Source organism: Rhodococcus sp. IEGM1428 (assembly GCF_050321865.1).
GTDB lineage: Bacteria > Actinomycetota > Actinomycetes > Mycobacteriales > Mycobacteriaceae > Rhodococcoides.
In genome coordinates this window covers 456,492-471,377 of the sequence record NZ_JBNQFW010000002.1, presented here as the reverse complement: position 1 = coordinate 471,377, position 14,886 = coordinate 456,492, and the positions used below count along the sequence as shown (strand labels likewise).

The window sequence follows — 14,886 nt, the reverse complement described above, 5'->3', positions numbered from 1 at the left end:
GGAGTTCCTTGACAAATCAACGTCCGGTCGTCAGGCTGTACCTGACACAGGAGGTCGATCATGGATCCCATCACCCTCGCCACCGAGGCGGATATCTCTGCTGCAACGCGGGCAGTCGTGACAGCAGCGGCCATCGAGGCCGGACGGGTTGCCGACGAGATCATCGGCACAGGTCCCCTGCCGGGAACACCGGAATGGAATGCCGAGCAATCGACCGACCTGCCCGCACGACGCAGCCTCGCGTGGCATCTGTTCAGTCTTCGCGTGCAACTGGCAGCGGGGCTCGACGGCCTCGAAACCGTGGTGGTGCTGAGGGTTCAGGGTGCAACGTGGGCGACGATCGGAACAGCGGTCGGCATGTCGCGGCAGTCGGCCCACGAGCGATGGGGTGCCCGATCGGCGGCGATTCTCGACCCCGTCGGCGACGGACTGCCCGAGATCGTCCCGAACGACAGTCCGGCCTGAATTACAACAGCATGCGTTCTGCCCCTGCCGCGACGGCATCGGCTGCTCGCTGGAGTGCGGGAGAAGACAGCGACCACTGCTGCCAGTACAGCAGCACATCGTCGATTCCATTGTCGTCGAAGCACTTCAGCGAGTCACGGGCCTGCAGATCGGGGATCATGCCCCAGCCGAAGCCGAGGTCGACGGCCCGCGCATAGTCCGCGGACGCCGGCACCAGATGCCGCGGAGGCTCGTGTGGTTCGATACCGAATCGCTGTAAGTAGTTGTCCTGCAACCGGTCATCGACGTCGAAGACCACCACCGGGGCGACGCGTAACGCAGCGGCTGTCGCCCCTGTAGGGAACCACCGTTCGACGAATTCAGGCGTGGCCGACGGCCGGTAGCGCATCGCACCGAGGCGTCGAACGGTGCAGCCACGAACCGGATCTGCCACTGATGTTATTGCGGCAGAGACGATCCCGTCGTGCAGCAGTTGAGCGGTACGATCCTGATCTTGCCGATGCAGGTCGAAGGTCGCCTGGGACGCCAGTGGCGCGAGCACAGGCAGTACCCAGGTCGCCATCGAATCCGCATTGACGGCAAGGGAGACAGGAGCGGCGATTCCGTCGTCGTTCAGTTCGGCCCGAGTCTGGTCGGTCAAGGTATCGATCTGACGCGCCAGACGCAGCACGGCGATGCCGGATTGAGTGGCCACCACCGGTTTGCTTCGCTGGACCAAGGTTCGGCCCAACGACTGCTCGAGCGACTTGATTCGCTGGCTCACCGCCGACGGCGTCACGTGCAACGCCCGAGCCGCAGCCTCGAACGTTCCGCCGTCGACCACTGCTTTCAGGGCTCTGAGCTGCTCGATCTCCATCATATGAAGGTACTCTAATCAATACTGAAAAACATTCGCTGGACCTAACTGTGGTGTCCTCCTAGCCTTGCAGTCATGACATCGCTTGCCGCCGCACAATCGACCCTCACCGGATTGGGCGTCGGGCTCTCGCTCATCGTCGCCATCGGCGCGCAGAACGCGTTCGTGCTGCGCAAGGGCCTGCAACGCACCCACGTGTTGCCGGTGGTGGCGGTATGCGCCCTGTCCGACGCGGTACTCATTCTGGCCGGGGTGGCCGGCATCGGGGTACTCGTCGACCGCTTCCCCGTCGCTCTGCGCGTCGTGACCGTCCTCGGTGCCGTGTTCCTCCTCGTATACGGACTGATGGCACTCAATCGAGCGCGCACTCCCTCGACGATGACGACCGAGACGACCGGTGGCGGTTCACTGATCGCGGCCGTCGCCACCTGTCTGGCGCTGACCTGGCTCAATCCGCACGTCTACCTCGACACGGTGGTGTTCCTCGGTTCCATCGGAAACCGTCAGCCAGGAGACCTGCGTTGGTGGTTCGCCATCGGCGCGATGCTGGGCAGCGTGCTCTGGTTCACCGCGCTCGGCTACGGCTCCCGTGTGCTCAGTCCGCTGTTCGCGCGGCCGTTGGCCTGGCGAATCCTCGACCTCGGGATCGGGATCATGATGCTCACCCTGGCGGCACTGCTGGTATTCGGTTGAACCCTGACTATCTGGGTCGTTCCGCAGGCTCCACTCCCGACACTCTGGGTCGTTCCGCAGGCTCCACTCCCGCCACTCTGGGTCGTTCCGCAGGCTCCACTCCCGCCACTTGATCCGCGGTACAACGAGTGATCTGATAGTCGCGGTAGACCGACCGCACGGTCTCGAAAACCCTGGAGGACTCCCGTGCCGTACCTCGGCCTGTTGATCATGCTGATGGCCATCTTCTGTCTGATCGACGTCATCACCGCCGATGACTCCGGCATCCGCCACCTCCCGAAAATGGTGTGGCTACTACTCGTCATCGTCCTGCCGTTGGCCGGCTCCATCGCATGGCTCGTCGTGGGAAGACCCGAAGGCGGCGGCATCTGGGGTGGCAGCGGTGCACCGCGCACCGCGTCGGCATACGCCGAGTACGACGCCAAACCCGGCCGGGCCGTCGCCCAGTCGCAGGAAAGCGACGAGGAGTTCCTCCGCCGCTGCCGCGCCCGCGCCGAGGAACAGCGTCGCATCGCCCGCGAACAGCGCAAGAGCGAATGAGCCAACAGCGCTCAGTGCACGCGGAATAACACCATGGCCAAGCTGACGACGTTTCCCGAACCGAGTTCCGCCCTGTCCGATCCCGCCGACCTGTTTCGCGAGTACCTACGCTTCTATCGCAGCGAGTTGGTTCGGCGAATCACTGCCCTGAGCCGCGATTCCCTGACCACCACAGCCGTTCCCTCGGAGTGGACCCCGCTGCAGATGCTGACCCATCTGGTGCACATGGAGCAGCGCTGGTTCGTCTGGGGGTTTCTCGGCAGGGCGGTGGACGCGCCGTGGGGTGACGAGAGGGACGGCTCCTGGCATGTGCCGGCCGAGGTGGACGCCGAGACCCTCCTGACCAGGCTCGACGACGGTGCCAGGCTCACCGAAGAAGTATTGAGCACACACCGGATGGACGAATTGGCCACGCTCGGTGGAAGATTCACCGATGAGCGGCCGACTCTGATCTGGATCTGCTTCCATGTACTCCAGGAATACGCCCGTCATCTCGGCCACCTCGACGTCGCTGTCGAACTGGCCGGCGGGCCGAGAGGGGAGGGACCGGCATGAGAATCAACATCACCAGCGTCTTCGTCGACGATCAGAGCAAGGCGCTGACGTTCTACACCGACGTACTGGGCTTCGTCGTCAAACACGATGTATCCATGGGTGGACCCGACCGTTGGCTCACGGTCGTCTCACCGCAGGATCCGGAAGGTACCGAGCTGCTACTCGAGCCCAGCGGTCATCCCGCAACCGCGCCGTTCAAGGATGCGCTCTTCGCAGACGGCATCCCGTTCACGCAGTTCGCGGTGGACAGTGTTGCAGCAGAATACGATCGGCTCATCGGCCTCGGCGTTCGGTTCACTCAGCAGCCCACCGAGATGGGCCCGGTGATCACTGCGGTGTTCGACGACACCTGTGGAAACCTGATTCAGATCATCGCTCCGGCGAGCTGACAACTCAGACGTTCGCGTACAGATCGACGGTGGTGCCGTCGGGATCGTGCACGACGGCATAACGCTGACCCCAGAACGCATCCCACGGCTGCAGGTGACCGATGTACCCCGCCTCGGTCACCGCTGCCCACGCCGCGTCCACTCCGGCGGCGGAACCGCAATCGAAGGCGAGCGCAACGCGATGACCGCCGCTGGGCGGGGTCCACGTCGGGTCGAAGGAGGTGATCGTGGACGGGAGATCGAACAACAGTCGAACGCCGCCGAGGTCGACCTCCACATGTTGCTCGGCATCGGCGTCGGCCGGAATATCCAGTCCCAGAACGCGATAGAACGCCAGTGCGGCAGCCATATCGGCGACGACGATTTCGATTCCTGCCAGACGTGGTTTCACGACGACAAGGCTAGCCGCGTCAGCCCCAGTTCGCGGCATTTGTCAGGCAGAAGGGATGCCCTGCCGGGTCGAGCAGTACGCGCCAGGTCTCACCCGGCTGGTCGTCGGGCAGCGTCGCCCCGAGTTTCACGGCGGCCGCCGCCGCGGCGTCGAGATCCTCGACGGCAAGATCGAAGTGAAACTGCTTGCTGCCATTGGCATTCGGCCACCGCGGCGGCTGATAGTCGTCGACGCGACCGAATCCGAGCGCACTGCTCGGACCCTGCAGCATCGCGTACTCCTGCTCCGAATGTACGACGCTCCAGCCCAACAAGGACGACCAGAATGTCGCGTTGGCCGCAGGGTCTGCGCAGTCCAGGGTAACCATCTTCAGCGTGGCCACGGGTGTCTCGGTCATGGTGTTCCTCCTTCACAGCGAATGTCGGACCAGACTCCTACACTGACGCCCGTGCCGGATAGGAAAAATGCGACAGCCACCCAGTCCGGCGTCCTGCGGCCGGATCAGCTGGCGCAGTATGTCGACCTGACGCGGCTGCCGTGTGCGGCGGAGTTGGAACCGTGGGTCGAGAACTACTGGCAGCTTCAGTGGAATCTGCCACCCGGCATCTCGTACCGCAGCTCGACGCTCCCGCACCCGGCCTGCACGCTCAGCGTCGAACACGGCCGGACCAGAGAAGGTGTCGTCGACCCTGTGGTGGTGACCGGAGTGCTCACCCGCCGCTTCGACGTCGTGCTCGCCGAATCCGGATGGGTCTTCGGCGTCAAGTTCCGGCCGGGCGGCTATGCGGCCTTCACGGGAACGGTGGCTCGAAGCCTGCGCGACGTCCAGGCGGCTCCGCCCACTCCGTTCCGGGCCGACACCGTCGACGCATTGGCGGAACTGGGCGGACATCTGGACGCCGACCACTGCCGAACCGTCGTCGATGCGGTTCTCACGCCCTATGCACCTGACGTCGAGTCGGAGTACGAGGTCGTTCTGGACATCATCGGGACCATGCTGGGCGATCGGACGCTGATTCGCGTCGCCCAGGTGGAAGAGCGGTGCGGTATAGGCACTCGGCGGCTCCAGCGGCTGTTCGAGCGTTATGTCGGAGCGACGCCCAAATGGGTCCTCGGCCGGTATCGCATTCACGATGCGCTCAGTGAGCTCGACGGCGGCTACTCGGGTCCCCTGGCAGACCTTGCGGCGCGATACGGCTGGTTCGACCAGGCGCACTTCACGCGCGAGTTCACCGAATTGGTGGGAATGCCACCGAGTTCGTATCAACTGTGAGTAACGCCTTCGTCACGCATTGGGACTTTTGCCGGTTCGTTTGGCACAGTATCCCGCGGTGCTCGGTAGCACCGGGCGGGGAACAGCAGCACAGAGGAAGAGTGGGCTCCAACGCATGATCAACATTCTTGTTGCCGGTGGTATCGCGTTGGCGGTCTCGATTCTGTTGACGCCGTTTCTCATCGCGCTGTTCACCCGACAGGGCTTCGGCCAGGAGATTCGCGTCGAGGGACCCGCAAGCCACCAGGCCAAGCGAGGGACCCCGACGATGGGCGGCGTCGCGATCATCGTCGGTCTGTGGGCCGGCTATCTCGGCTCCCACCTCGTGGCGATGGGCGGCGACGGCCCGTCGGCGTCCGCCCTGTTGATCCTCGGTCTCACGACTGCTCTCGGCGTCGTCGGTTTTCTCGACGACTACATCAAGGTCCGCATGAAACGAAGCCTCGGCCTCAAGGCAACCGGCAAGTACGTCGGGCAGATCAGTGCAGCGGTGATCTTCGCAGTGTTGGCGCTGCAGTTCCGCAATGGGAACGGGCTGACGCCGGGCAACGTCGAACTCTCGCTGGTGCGCCAATCGACGTTCTTCACGATGGCCCCGATCGTTTTTGTGCTGTTCTGTGTATTTCTCATCGTCGCGTGGTCCAACGCGGTCAACCTCACCGACGGGCTCGACGGTTTGGCGGCAGGGTCGATGACCCTCGTCCTCGGCGCGTACACGGTGATGACGTTCTGGCAGTACCGGCAGTCGTGCGCGACCAACTCCGTTGCCGGGTGCTACCAGGTGCGCGATCCACTCGACCTCGCCGTCGTCTGTGCTGCCGCTGCGGGTGCCTGTATCGGGTTCCTGTGGTGGAACGCCGCCCCGGCCAAGATCTTCATGGGCGACACCGGTTCGCTCGCCCTCGGTGGACTGCTCGCAGGTCTGTCGATCGTGAGCAAAACCGAGCTGATCGCCGTGGTCTTCGGAGCTCTGTTCGTAGCCGAAGCTGCATCGGTCGTCATTCAGGTCGCCTCGTTCAAGAGCACCGGCAAGCGGCCGTTCCGTATAGCGCCGATCCACCACCACTTCGAGTTGGGCGGCTGGGCTGAGACGACGGTCATCATCCGGTTCTGGCTCTTCGCCGCGATCGCGTCGGCATTGGGGCTCGGGTTGTTCTACAGCGAATTCCTCGCGGCCGTCGGCTGACCTCTACGATTCCGATATGACCGACGAACTGTCCCCGGTGGCCAAGGTCGATGCTCTCGCCGCCGAACTCGAACAACTCGATGCTCGACGCGTCGCCATCGGGGTCGAGCTCGTCAACCTTCAATTCGGCCTCGACGGAGACGCCAAGATCCGCGCGACAGAGGTGTTTCACAGCGACTACCTGGAACGCCTCTTCTCATTGGTCGACGAACTGCGGACCGACGAATAGTTCCGGCCTCGCTACACAGCGTCGGGGTCCGAGCGCGACACCACGGTCGGCCGGTAGTCTCGCAGCGACAGAGTGAGTGCGGCCAACGCTGCAATCGCTACTCCACCGATCGGAAACACCAACCACGGATTGCCGATGGTGGGAGCGAAGGTCGACGGGACCTCTTCATCACCGAGATACGGCACAAACACTGCGTCTGTCTCATACGTTTCGGCCACGTAGGTGTCCGAAACTGAACTACCGATTGACGTCCAGCCGAAGTCAGCTGCAGGAGGCGAGTTGATCTCGATGCTGAACGGATGCTCCCACGACCAATTCGACGCCGCTTCGGTTGGTTGCGGCGGCCAATGCGTCCAGGCGAGTGCACTGCCGGCTCCGAGCGTCGCACCGATCACGACCAACAACGCGAACAAATCGATGCGACTGCGCTGGCGATCCTGGACGAGACGCAGACCCGTGTCGACGACGAACGACGCCGCCACCAAACCGATCACCAGACCGGCACCGACGAGATAGAAGGTGACGGGAAACCAGCTCGGCCGCAGATAGGCCGCACCGATATCGGGCGCGCCATCGGACGAGCCGGCAATGGCGACATGCCACACGACCGCTGCCGCACCACCTATCGAGGCACCGACTGCGGCGAGCACCGCCACGAGGCCTTTCCCTGATGGGCTGTCCACGGTCCGGACTCTACCCACGACGGAAACTCGGTGGCGGCGGAGGGAAACTTCGCGTTACGGTGTTTCGGTGAGTTCACCCGAGGCATCCAGATTCGAGCTACCGGCACCCCGGTAGCTCGACGAAACCGAAGCACTCGATCACGACACGTTCGGTGAGCACCCGTGTGCCGGTCCATTTGTCCTGGACCCGTCTCACATTCGGAGAAACCTCCATGCCACCGCTCGTATTCTTGCTGTCCACAGCTGTCTTCGCGCAGGGAACGTCAGAGTTCATGCTGGCCGGACTGCTGACCGACATCGCCACCGATCTCCACACAACGGTCCCCCGCGCTGGATTGCTGAACTCGGCATTCGCCATCGGCATGATTGTCGGGGCACCGGTCATGGCCGTAGCGACACGGCAGTGTCCACCGCGTCTGGCCCTGTGCTCATTCCTGGCGACCTTCATCGCGATGCACGTACTCGGCGCATCGACCAACAGCTACGCGCTGCTGTTCGTCTCGCGGGTAGTGGCCGCATTCGCCAACGCCGGTTTCCTGGCACTCACCTTGGCCATCGTCTCGGCATCGGTCACACCCGATCGCCTCTCTCGCGCCGTCGCCACGATCCTTGCCGGCACCACTCTCGCACTCGTTGTCGGCGTTCCGTTGGGCACACTCGTAGGAACACTTCTGGGTTGGCGTGCGGCACTATGGGCTGTGGCGTTGCTGTCGGTTCCTGCGCTCGTCGCCGTGGCATCGGCTGCACCCGCCACCCAGGACGTGCGAGCCATGGGTTCGCTGGCCACCGAATTGGCTGTCCTGCAACTACGCTCAGTGCAGCGGGTCCTCGTTCTCTGCGTTCTCGTCAACGGTGCCACCTTCTGTTCGTTCACCTACTTGGCTCCCGTCGTCACCGAACGAGCGGAATTGCAGACAGCGATGGTGCCGGTAGTGCTTGCGTTGTTCGGACTCGGCGCTCTGGGGGGAGTCCGGACCGCAGGCAGGTACGGTGACCGGCACGCGAGGAGAGTCGTGTCGTTCGGTGGCACAGCGCTTCTCGTCGGTTGGTGTCTGTTCGCGCTGCTATCCCAGAGCCCGGTCGCCATGTTGGTCTTTGCCTTCTTGCAGGGCGGACTGTCGTTCGCCCTCGGCAGCACACTGGTGAGCCGAGTGATGCGCAACGCGGTCGGTGCGCCGACCATGGCGGGCTCGTTCGCAACAGCGAGCTTGAACATCGGTGCTGCCTCCGGGCCTGCTCTCGGCGGAGTGGTCTACAGCTCGGCACTCGGACCGATCGGGCCCCTAGCCGCCAGCGCAGTCTTGGTGGGTACAGCTCTTGTGGCCTCTGTCCTGTTGACCTGAAGCGTGGTTGAGGTTCTACTGTCGTTTTCATGAACTCACAAGCACACCGACAGCCACGACCGATGCAACCGCCCGAGCGACAGCCGATCGGATTCTGGACCGCCCGCGCCGGCGAGGCCATCCGAGCACGTACCCGCGGCGCCCTCCACGACATCGGCATCACCCAACCCGAATGGTGGCTCCTGCATCAGATCTCGCTGCATCCCGCAGGGGCCGACAGGGAAGCGACGATCGAGAAGATCGGCCACAACGACACCCCGGAGGCAATCGTCGAGGCACTCGACTCCGCACGTGCGAAGGGCTGGATCACGGAGTCCAATTCACGCGTGACATTCACCCCGGACGGCAAGGAACAATTCCGACGCGGGGCGGACGTTCAGCTAATGCTGCAGGACGAACGTATGCAGGGCATCGGTCAGGACGAGTTCGTCACCGCAATTCAGGTGTTGCAGAAAACGATCCAGAACGTCGGGGGCGACGCCTGGCATTGGTGAGATCAGCTGCGTCGAATGCGGCTGACCGATACCGCAATCGCCAGTCCCAGAAGTGCACCGAGAACAGGCAGGCCGAATACCAGGAGCATCCAACCGGGCGCACCCTGGTACCGCTCGTCGCCGACGAATGCGTAGTTCACCCGCTGCGGCTGGCGATCCCACAACAGATAGCCGACCGCACCGATGAGACCGACCGAAAAACCGATCAGCGTGAACAACTTACGCATCCGGGTGCGCCTCGCGGGCAGCTGTTGCGAATGCGGCCATACTCGGAAACTTCATATCGAAGCTGTACTCCTCGGACGGTTCCGGCGTCGCACCCCATCCGGGGCGATCGTGCCGCCGATCGATCCACACCGACGCGAGGCCATGACGTTTCGCCGGTACGTGATCGTGGAACAGGCTTTGCGCGACGTGGAGCAGACGCGACCGGGGCACGCCCAGGTTATCGAGAACTCCATCGATTGCGTCGAAGTGGTTGTCGGCCGGCTTGTACGCCCCGACATCCTCGGCAGTGACAATGGCGTCGAACTGAACGCCGAGACGGCGATTGCTACCCGCAAAACCGTCGCGGTGAACGTTGGACAGTATGACCAGCTTGTACCGCTGGGCGAGCGACGCCAGCGCGTCGGTTGAGTCCGCGAAAGCCGGCCAATCCGGAACAGATGCTCCGAGCTTGTCCGCCCAATCGGCCGAGACAGAAATCCCCAGTGTGTCACCGGTCCTCACGAAGGCCTCGGCGAGTATTCGGGGGTAGAGGGCGGCGGGAGAATCTCGCTGCGCCCCAGCTTCGTTGGGGCCATAGGCCGTAAGCAACTCGTCGTCCGACAGCTCCGAGCCGGCCTGCTGCGCCCACGCTCCGAGCACCTCGAGAATGCCGGCTTCCCAGTCGATCAACGTCCCGTAACAGTCGAAGCTCAGCACGTCGTAGTCGGCGAGATTCATGTGGCAGCGCTCCTAGCGAAAATCAATGGCGGACGACGGGTCGTGCCGATACCGTCTGCAGGTCATGAGCATCGTACTGCCGTTCATCTGTTCTCGACCATCCGACTGGCGCTGCTATCGCCTGATCGGACACTGACCGATCAGGATTCAAACCTGTTGCGCTACAGCACATATGACTCGGAGCGCGGAGTCCTATCCGAAAATATCCGACAAGCGAACAGTCTCGCAACGATTGCGCCGGGCCGTCGGCCAGAACCGAGTAGAGTTTCACCGAGCCGACTCGACGGACAACGAAGGCAGCCCATGAGCATCGACAGCGGCAGTACCGGCAACCACAAGCGCAACGTCGACGACGCCCTGAGCAAGATCGACAAACCCTGGCAACCGCACCGACTCGCCAGCATCAACGACTACGACGTCAAGGTAGTCAAACTTCTCGGCGAATTCGTCTGGCACACGCACCCGAACACCGACGAGATGTTCCTCGTCCACAGCGGAGAACTCACCATCCAACTGCGTGACCGCGACGTTGTACTCGGGCCCGGTGATGTTCTTGTCGTCCCGGCAGGCGTCGAGCACTGTCCCAAGGCAGCCGAAGAGGTGTCGGCTCTGCTGTTCGAGCGATCGGGCACCGTCAATACCGGCGATGCAGGCGGCGACAGGACCTCGCAGGTCAAAGAGTTGTGACGGCAGTTCTGCTGCATCCGGCTGTTCGGTCCGACGCCGAGTTTCTGTTCTCCATGGCGTCGGACGTCGAGGTAGTTCGATGGGTTGGCGACGGAAACCCATGGAGTAGAGAGTATTTCGATCATCGTTTTGCGCTGGCACTGAACGCGACGGGCAGCCACGAGCCGGACGTGCAGAAGTGGTTCATCGGGACTACCGAGGAGCCGGCGCGTGTTGGTTTGCTCAGCACCATTCGTCGATCCGACCACCTGGAGGTCGGCTATTGGGTACATCCGGACCATTGGGGTCGCGGCTACGCGGGCAAGCTTCTCGTTCACGCGCATGAGCATGCGTCCGGTCTACCGTTGGCAGCGCAGGTGTATCGGGAGAACAGAGCCTCCTGTCGGGTTCTCGAGCGGGCCAGGTTCGCACTCGTCGACGATGGAGATCCCCTCACCTACCGGCGTAATCCGGTGCCCTGACTCACCACGTCCTGACAGGCCGGGGACGAACGGTGGTGCGGCCGGTCGTGACGCCACGCACCATGGGGCGCATCAGAAATTCGTGGGGAAACCCGGGATCGACAGCGCTGACTGCATGCAGTGTGTCGAGCTGCGATCGGTCGAATGCGACATCGAGAGCAGAGATGTTCTGCTGCAACTGTTCCAACGTCCGCGCCCCGATCAGCGAACTGACGACCGATGGATGCCGAAGGGTCCATGCCAACGCCACCTGAGCAGCGGTGACCCCGAGTTCGTTCGCGACGTCGACGACGGTATCCGCAATCTCGAGCCCACGCACGGTCAACGTTCCGTTCGCCTTCGCGTGATCGCGCCGCGTCCCAGCTGGACTCGCTGAACCGACCGCCACAAGGTCTGCGGCAGTGTATTTCCCCGTCAGCACCCCACCGCCCAGTGGGGCCCACGGAACGACGCCGATGCCCAGACTCGCTGCCATCGGCAACAATTCCCGCTCGGTCGTCCGTTCGATCAAGCTGTACTCCACCTGGAGCGCCGCAAACGACGGCCAGCCGCGTAGCTCCGCTGTGGTCTGCATGCGCGCGACTTCCCATGCCGGCGTATCCGAAATGCCGATGTACAGAACCTTTCCCGAACGGACCAGCTCACCGAGCGAGGCGATGATCTCGTCACCGGGCGTCACGCCGTCCCAGGCGTGCAGGTACAGCAGGTCTATGTGGTCGGTGCCGAGGTTCCGCAGGCTTGCTTCGACGGACCCGCGCAGGCTCTTCCTACTGCCCCCACCCGCATTCGGATCCGACGGATCACGCGTCGCCGCATATTTCGTGGCGACGACGACCGAATCGCGGCGACCCCGGAGGAATCGGCCCAGGTACTGCTCGGACTGGCCGTCGGTGTAGATATTGGCGGTGTCGACCATATTTCCGCCGGCATCGAGGTAGGCGTCGAATATTCTTCTCGAGTCGACCTCGTCTGCACCCCAGCCCCAGGCGGTTCCGAATGTCATCGCTCCCAGCGAGAGTGGTGATACTCGAAGACCGGTTTGGCCCAGCAGTCTGTACTCGTCCATGCGTGTCATCGATCATGTCTCCTTCGTGTGCGGTCCTACTCACCGTCCTTGCCCCGTCGGGAAACGGGAAGGACAAGATCATCCTGGGACGAGCGATACCAGGCTGATCGCACCGAAGTGGCCTACCGTGGATCGGGTGAGTACTCGGTTGGGTCGAAACGAACTGGCAGCATTTCTGCGTGCCAGGCGTGAGGCGCTCGGCCCGTCGGACGTCGGTCTACCACCACGGATAGGGGCCTCCCGGACACCCGGTTTGCGGCGTGAGGAGGTCGCTGCGTTGGCTGGAGTGAGCGTGGACTACCTCGTCCGGCTCGAACAGGCACGGGATGTTCGGCCATCCGCCCAGGTGGTTCAGTCCCTGTCGAATGCGCTCAAGCTGTCTCCCGATCAGACCGGCTACCTGTTCTCGCTCGCCGGCCATCGGGCACCGGAGCGGGCCTCCGCCCACGAGGTGCCCGACGGCATTCTGCAGCTGATCGACGACGTCGCCCCGTTACCGGCGATGGTGCTCGATCACCGGCTCGACATCCTGGCCACGAACGACATGATGGCCGCATTGCTGCTCGACATCGACAGACGACCCGTCGTGGACCGCAATGTTCTTCGAATGTGTTTCCTGGACAATCGATTCGATGGATTCTACGAGGCCCGAGATGATGTCGTTCGGGGTGCAGTGGCCGACCTTCGCGCTGCCTGGGTGAACCACTCACACGACGCGAAGTTGGCAGCGTTGATCGAGGAGCTCGAACGAGAGAGCACGGAATTCTCCCGCTACTGGCAGTCCCGGGAAGTGTCCGTGCGGAACCGAGGTGACAAACCGATGCGGCATCCACTTGTCGGGCAGATCACCGTGACATTCGATGTCCTCACCCCACTCGGCGACCCGGACCTGCGGCTCATCGTCTACCGTCCGGCGGACGCGCAATCCCGTTCTGCGTTGGACGAACTCGGGCGTCTGCGCACGCAGCGATCGCAGCGGCGCCTGCACACCATCTGAATCCGACTGTGCCGGGCACAGAAAGTCGGGTTTGCGCTGCTGTTTCTGCCTATCGTTTCGGTCAGAACGAGGGAAGGTCTGGCGGCACATGCTCGAACGATGGAACGCAGCACTCGACTACATCGAGGACAATCTCGACCACGAGATCGAAACAACCGAGCTCGCCCGCATTGCACTGACATCGGAATACCACTTCCGACGCGTGTTCTCGGCTCTCGCCGGGATCCCGCTGTCGCTGTACATCCGAGAACGCCGAATGACATTGGCAGCAGCGGAGATCCTCGACGGACAGGGCGTACTCGATGTTGCGACCAAATACGGATACTCGGCCGATGCATTCACCCGAGCCTTCCGAGATCTACACGGCGTCACACCGTCTCAGGCACGCCGACCCGGAGCCATCCTTCGTTCCCGACAAGCAGTGACATTCCACCTGACCATCGAAGGACGAAGCACCATGCGATACCGCATCACCGACCTGCCGCCATTCCACATCGTCGGCAAGACCACCCGAATCCCACTTCGGTTCAGCGGCGAGAACACCGCAATGACCGAATTCCACCGAACCCTGACCCCGGGAACCGGCGACCGACTGCGCGAACTCGCCGACCTGCCCCAACTTCCAGAGATCCTGTTCGTCAGCGACGGCTTCGAACCCGAACGCGAGGACGGCAGTCTCTTCGACTACTACTTCGCCGTCGCCACCACATCGCCCGCACCACCCGAATGGAACACCCTCGCCGTCCCCGCATCGACCTGGGCGGTATTCGAAACACGCAGCGATACCGCACTCGCCCCCGCACTCCAACAACTCTGGACCGACGCCTTCGGCGAATGGTTCCCCTCCAACCCCTACGAAACAATCCCCGGACCTGAAATCCTCACCGTCACCGAAAACACTTCAGACTGGTCCTCGGGAGCAGGAGAACTGTGGATCCCGATTCGACGAAGCCTCTAGCCATTGTCTCGGTTCTTCTCTCGCACCCCCCATTCCCTCGGCACTCAATGTGACCTTCGGTGGCCTTTTCGGGGGTCAATGTCACCTTCGGTGGACTGCGCGAGGGGGTCCGGCATCCAGTTCTCGATAATCTGGCGATATGGGTACGAGTCGACGGCAGGTATTGCGTCGTCGATATTTGTCGCTGGGGTTGGGAGAGTTGGCCGCAGCCGGGGTGTTCCTGACGATTGCACTTGCCATGGTGGTGCCGAGGCTCGACGAGGAAAGCCGTCTGGCGCTTTGGTTCGCGCTGGTCCCTTTGCTGGTCGTGCTGGTGCAAGCAGGAATCTATTGGCTGCTGGCACGCTCCTGGGTCGAGCGTCACCCAATGCCGCCTTCTCTGCGCACTATCTACCGCGCCTTTCGCAGAATAGACCTCGCGTTGTTGGTCGGCGGTTTACTAGGAGTGATGGTGTGGCTCCCCGACAACCTCGGTACCGGTCTCGGAGTTCTGGCCATCTGGTTCTTCGGGGTCATCGAATACGTCAACTACTTCGCGATTCGACTGTCCTATCCCCCGCGCCTCTGGCTGTCGACCGTCGGCCAGTTGCGCACACCTCGCCTCGTCCGGGATCTGAACACCGGTAGTTGACCCCTCAGAGCACGGGCGCGCAGTGCACTCGATGTGACATCCGG

22 protein-coding genes are annotated in these 14,886 nt (G+C 63.0%); 15 read left to right on the top strand and 7 right to left on the bottom strand.

All coding sequences use genetic code 11. The annotated features are described in order from the left end of the window. Positions 1–60: 60 nt before the first annotated feature. On the top strand, positions 61–465 hold the full coding sequence (locus tag ACQR3T_RS10750) for a hypothetical protein (protein ID WP_428693376.1): 405 nt from the start codon (positions 61–63) through the stop codon (positions 463–465). Between the two features lies 1 nt (position 466). Here the strand turns inward: ACQR3T_RS10750 and ACQR3T_RS10745 are convergent, their stop codons facing one another. Then, positions 467–1,324, bottom strand: coding sequence for a LysR family transcriptional regulator ArgP (locus tag ACQR3T_RS10745; protein ID WP_428693375.1), 858 nt, complete (start codon positions 1,322–1,324; stop codon positions 467–469). 72 nt (positions 1,325–1,396) lie between these two features. On the opposite strand from ACQR3T_RS10745, the gene ACQR3T_RS10740 reads away from it, so the two are divergent. The 4 genes from ACQR3T_RS10740 (at position 1,397) to ACQR3T_RS10725 (ending at position 3,498) form a co-directional block, all read left to right on the top strand. Further along, positions 1,397–2,014, top strand: coding sequence for a LysE/ArgO family amino acid transporter (locus tag ACQR3T_RS10740; RefSeq protein WP_032378816.1), 618 nt, complete (start codon positions 1,397–1,399; stop codon positions 2,012–2,014). Between the two features lie 186 nt (positions 2,015–2,200). Then, complete coding sequence (locus ACQR3T_RS10735) at positions 2,201–2,554, top strand: PLD nuclease N-terminal domain-containing protein (RefSeq protein WP_032378815.1); 354 nt, start codon at positions 2,201–2,203, stop codon at positions 2,552–2,554. 33 nt (positions 2,555–2,587) lie between these two features. Next, positions 2,588–3,109, top strand: coding sequence for a DUF664 domain-containing protein (locus ACQR3T_RS10730; RefSeq protein WP_032378814.1), 522 nt, complete (start codon positions 2,588–2,590; stop codon positions 3,107–3,109). Continuing rightward, positions 3,106–3,498 (top strand): VOC family protein, encoded by a 393-nt coding sequence (locus ACQR3T_RS10725; protein ID WP_037174917.1) that lies wholly within the window; start codon positions 3,106–3,108, stop codon positions 3,496–3,498. Before ACQR3T_RS10730 ends, ACQR3T_RS10725 begins: the two co-directional genes overlap by 4 nt. 4 nt (positions 3,499–3,502) lie before the next feature. Here ACQR3T_RS10725 and ACQR3T_RS10720 read toward each other — a convergent pair whose 3' ends face one another. Beyond that, a complete protein-coding gene (locus ACQR3T_RS10720; protein ID WP_428693374.1) occupies positions 3,503–3,928 on the bottom strand; it encodes a VOC family protein in 426 nt (141 codons plus the stop codon). Then, positions 3,909–4,286 carry a VOC family protein gene (locus ACQR3T_RS10715; RefSeq protein ID WP_428693373.1) on the bottom strand — a complete coding sequence of 126 codons (378 nt, stop codon included), beginning with the start codon at positions 4,284–4,286 and terminating at the stop codon, positions 3,909–3,911. The genes ACQR3T_RS10720 and ACQR3T_RS10715 overlap by 20 nt, the downstream gene beginning before the upstream one ends. A gap of 51 nt (positions 4,287–4,337) precedes the next feature. On the opposite strand from ACQR3T_RS10715, the gene ACQR3T_RS10710 reads away from it, so the two are divergent. The 3 genes from ACQR3T_RS10710 (at position 4,338) to ACQR3T_RS10700 (ending at position 6,577) form a co-directional block, all read left to right on the top strand. Further along, positions 4,338–5,162 (top strand): DUF6597 domain-containing transcriptional factor, encoded by an 825-nt coding sequence (locus ACQR3T_RS10710; protein ID WP_428693372.1) that lies wholly within the window; start codon positions 4,338–4,340, stop codon positions 5,160–5,162. Between the two features lie 115 nt (positions 5,163–5,277). Further along, complete coding sequence (gene mraY, locus ACQR3T_RS10705; protein WP_032379473.1) at positions 5,278–6,348, top strand: phospho-N-acetylmuramoyl-pentapeptide-transferase; 1,071 nt, start codon at positions 5,278–5,280, stop codon at positions 6,346–6,348. 16 nt (positions 6,349–6,364) lie between these two features. Next, a complete protein-coding gene (locus ACQR3T_RS10700; RefSeq protein WP_032378810.1) occupies positions 6,365–6,577 on the top strand; it encodes a hypothetical protein in 213 nt (70 codons plus the stop codon). A gap of 11 nt (positions 6,578–6,588) precedes the next feature. Here ACQR3T_RS10700 and ACQR3T_RS10695 read toward each other — a convergent pair whose 3' ends face one another. Then, positions 6,589–7,260, bottom strand: coding sequence for a hypothetical protein (locus tag ACQR3T_RS10695; RefSeq protein ID WP_428693371.1), 672 nt, complete (start codon positions 7,258–7,260; stop codon positions 6,589–6,591). 212 nt (positions 7,261–7,472) lie between these two features. Between ACQR3T_RS10695 and ACQR3T_RS10690 the strand changes: the two genes are divergently transcribed. Continuing rightward, positions 7,473–8,603 (top strand): Cmx/CmrA family chloramphenicol efflux MFS transporter, encoded by a 1,131-nt coding sequence (locus ACQR3T_RS10690; protein WP_428693370.1) that lies wholly within the window; start codon positions 7,473–7,475, stop codon positions 8,601–8,603. 29 nt (positions 8,604–8,632) lie between these two features. Then, a complete protein-coding gene (locus tag ACQR3T_RS10685) occupies positions 8,633–9,097 on the top strand; it encodes a MarR family winged helix-turn-helix transcriptional regulator (RefSeq protein WP_032378808.1) in 465 nt (154 codons plus the stop codon). Positions 9,098–9,099: 2 nt separating this feature from the next. Here the strand turns inward: ACQR3T_RS10685 and ACQR3T_RS10680 are convergent, their stop codons facing one another. Together ACQR3T_RS10680 and ACQR3T_RS10675 are read right to left on the bottom strand one after the other, a co-directional pair. Continuing rightward, positions 9,100–9,324, bottom strand: a complete 225-nt coding sequence (locus ACQR3T_RS10680) for a hypothetical protein (protein ID WP_428693369.1) — start codon at positions 9,322–9,324, stop codon at positions 9,100–9,102. Beyond that, positions 9,317–10,042 carry a haloacid dehalogenase type II gene (locus ACQR3T_RS10675; RefSeq protein ID WP_032378806.1) on the bottom strand — a complete coding sequence of 242 codons (726 nt, stop codon included), beginning with the start codon at positions 10,040–10,042 and terminating at the stop codon, positions 9,317–9,319. The genes ACQR3T_RS10680 and ACQR3T_RS10675 overlap by 8 nt, the downstream gene beginning before the upstream one ends. Positions 10,043–10,345: 303 nt before the next feature. Between ACQR3T_RS10675 and ACQR3T_RS10670 the strand changes: the two genes are divergently transcribed. Next, positions 10,346–10,729, top strand: a complete 384-nt coding sequence (locus tag ACQR3T_RS10670; protein WP_428693368.1) for a cupin domain-containing protein — start codon at positions 10,346–10,348, stop codon at positions 10,727–10,729. After that, the gene (locus ACQR3T_RS10665) at positions 10,726–11,190 is read left to right on the top strand and encodes a GNAT family N-acetyltransferase (RefSeq protein ID WP_428693367.1); all 465 of its coding nucleotides are present in this window, start codon (positions 10,726–10,728) and stop codon (positions 11,188–11,190) included. Before ACQR3T_RS10670 ends, ACQR3T_RS10665 begins: the two co-directional genes overlap by 4 nt. 1 nt (position 11,191) lies before the next feature. On the opposite strand, the gene ACQR3T_RS10660 is transcribed toward ACQR3T_RS10665, so the two are convergent. Then, on the bottom strand, positions 11,192–12,265 hold the full coding sequence (locus tag ACQR3T_RS10660; RefSeq protein ID WP_428693366.1) for an aldo/keto reductase: 1,074 nt from the start codon (positions 12,263–12,265) through the stop codon (positions 11,192–11,194). 127 nt (positions 12,266–12,392) lie between these two features. On the opposite strand from ACQR3T_RS10660, the gene ACQR3T_RS10655 reads away from it, so the two are divergent. The 3 genes from ACQR3T_RS10655 to ACQR3T_RS10645 all read left to right on the top strand — a co-directional run bounded on the left by ACQR3T_RS10655 (position 12,393) and on the right by ACQR3T_RS10645 (position 14,842). Beyond that, on the top strand, positions 12,393–13,253 hold the full coding sequence (locus tag ACQR3T_RS10655) for a helix-turn-helix transcriptional regulator (RefSeq protein WP_428693365.1): 861 nt from the start codon (positions 12,393–12,395) through the stop codon (positions 13,251–13,253). An 88-nt stretch (positions 13,254–13,341) separates the two neighbouring features. Further along, entirely contained in the window at positions 13,342–14,211 is an 870-nt protein-coding gene (locus ACQR3T_RS10650; protein WP_428693364.1) for an AraC family transcriptional regulator, read from the top strand. 139 nt (positions 14,212–14,350) lie between these two features. Beyond that, positions 14,351–14,842, top strand: a complete 492-nt coding sequence (locus tag ACQR3T_RS10645) for a hypothetical protein (RefSeq protein ID WP_428693363.1) — start codon at positions 14,351–14,353, stop codon at positions 14,840–14,842. Positions 14,843–14,886 lie beyond the last annotated feature (44 nt).

Excerpts from the sequence above, each read along its gene's own strand:
- ACQR3T_RS10720 (WP_428693374.1), bottom strand. The coding sequence starts at position 3,928 with ATGCCGCGAACTGGGGCTGACGCGGCTAGCCTTGTCGTCGTGAAACCA.
- ACQR3T_RS10690 (WP_428693370.1), top strand. The coding sequence starts at position 7,473 with ATGCCACCGCTCGTATTCTTGCTGTCCACAGCTGTCTTCGCGCAGGGA.
- ACQR3T_RS10660 (WP_428693366.1), bottom strand. The coding sequence starts at position 12,265 with ATGACACGCATGGACGAGTACAGACTGCTGGGCCAAACCGGTCTTCGA.
- ACQR3T_RS10740 (WP_032378816.1), top strand. The coding sequence starts at position 1,397 with ATGACATCGCTTGCCGCCGCACAATCGACCCTCACCGGATTGGGCGTC.
- ACQR3T_RS10730 (WP_032378814.1), top strand. The coding sequence starts at position 2,588 with ATGGCCAAGCTGACGACGTTTCCCGAACCGAGTTCCGCCCTGTCCGAT.
- ACQR3T_RS10725 (WP_037174917.1), top strand. The coding sequence starts at position 3,106 with ATGAGAATCAACATCACCAGCGTCTTCGTCGACGATCAGAGCAAGGCG.
- ACQR3T_RS10645 (WP_428693363.1), top strand. The coding sequence starts at position 14,351 with ATGGGTACGAGTCGACGGCAGGTATTGCGTCGTCGATATTTGTCGCTG.
- ACQR3T_RS10715 (WP_428693373.1), bottom strand. The coding sequence starts at position 4,286 with ATGACCGAGACACCCGTGGCCACGCTGAAGATGGTTACCCTGGACTGC.
- ACQR3T_RS10685 (WP_032378808.1), top strand. The coding sequence starts at position 8,633 with ATGAACTCACAAGCACACCGACAGCCACGACCGATGCAACCGCCCGAG.
- mraY (WP_032379473.1), top strand. The coding sequence starts at position 5,278 with ATGATCAACATTCTTGTTGCCGGTGGTATCGCGTTGGCGGTCTCGATT.
- ACQR3T_RS10750 (WP_428693376.1), top strand. The coding sequence starts at position 61 with ATGGATCCCATCACCCTCGCCACCGAGGCGGATATCTCTGCTGCAACG.
- ACQR3T_RS10680 (WP_428693369.1), bottom strand. The coding sequence starts at position 9,324 with ATGCGTAAGTTGTTCACGCTGATCGGTTTTTCGGTCGGTCTCATCGGT.
- ACQR3T_RS10675 (WP_032378806.1), bottom strand. The coding sequence starts at position 10,042 with ATGAATCTCGCCGACTACGACGTGCTGAGCTTCGACTGTTACGGGACG.
- ACQR3T_RS10670 (WP_428693368.1), top strand. The coding sequence starts at position 10,346 with ATGAGCATCGACAGCGGCAGTACCGGCAACCACAAGCGCAACGTCGAC.
- ACQR3T_RS10650 (WP_428693364.1), top strand. The coding sequence starts at position 13,342 with ATGCTCGAACGATGGAACGCAGCACTCGACTACATCGAGGACAATCTC.
- ACQR3T_RS10700 (WP_032378810.1), top strand. The coding sequence starts at position 6,365 with ATGACCGACGAACTGTCCCCGGTGGCCAAGGTCGATGCTCTCGCCGCC.
- ACQR3T_RS10745 (WP_428693375.1), bottom strand. The coding sequence starts at position 1,324 with ATGATGGAGATCGAGCAGCTCAGAGCCCTGAAAGCAGTGGTCGACGGC.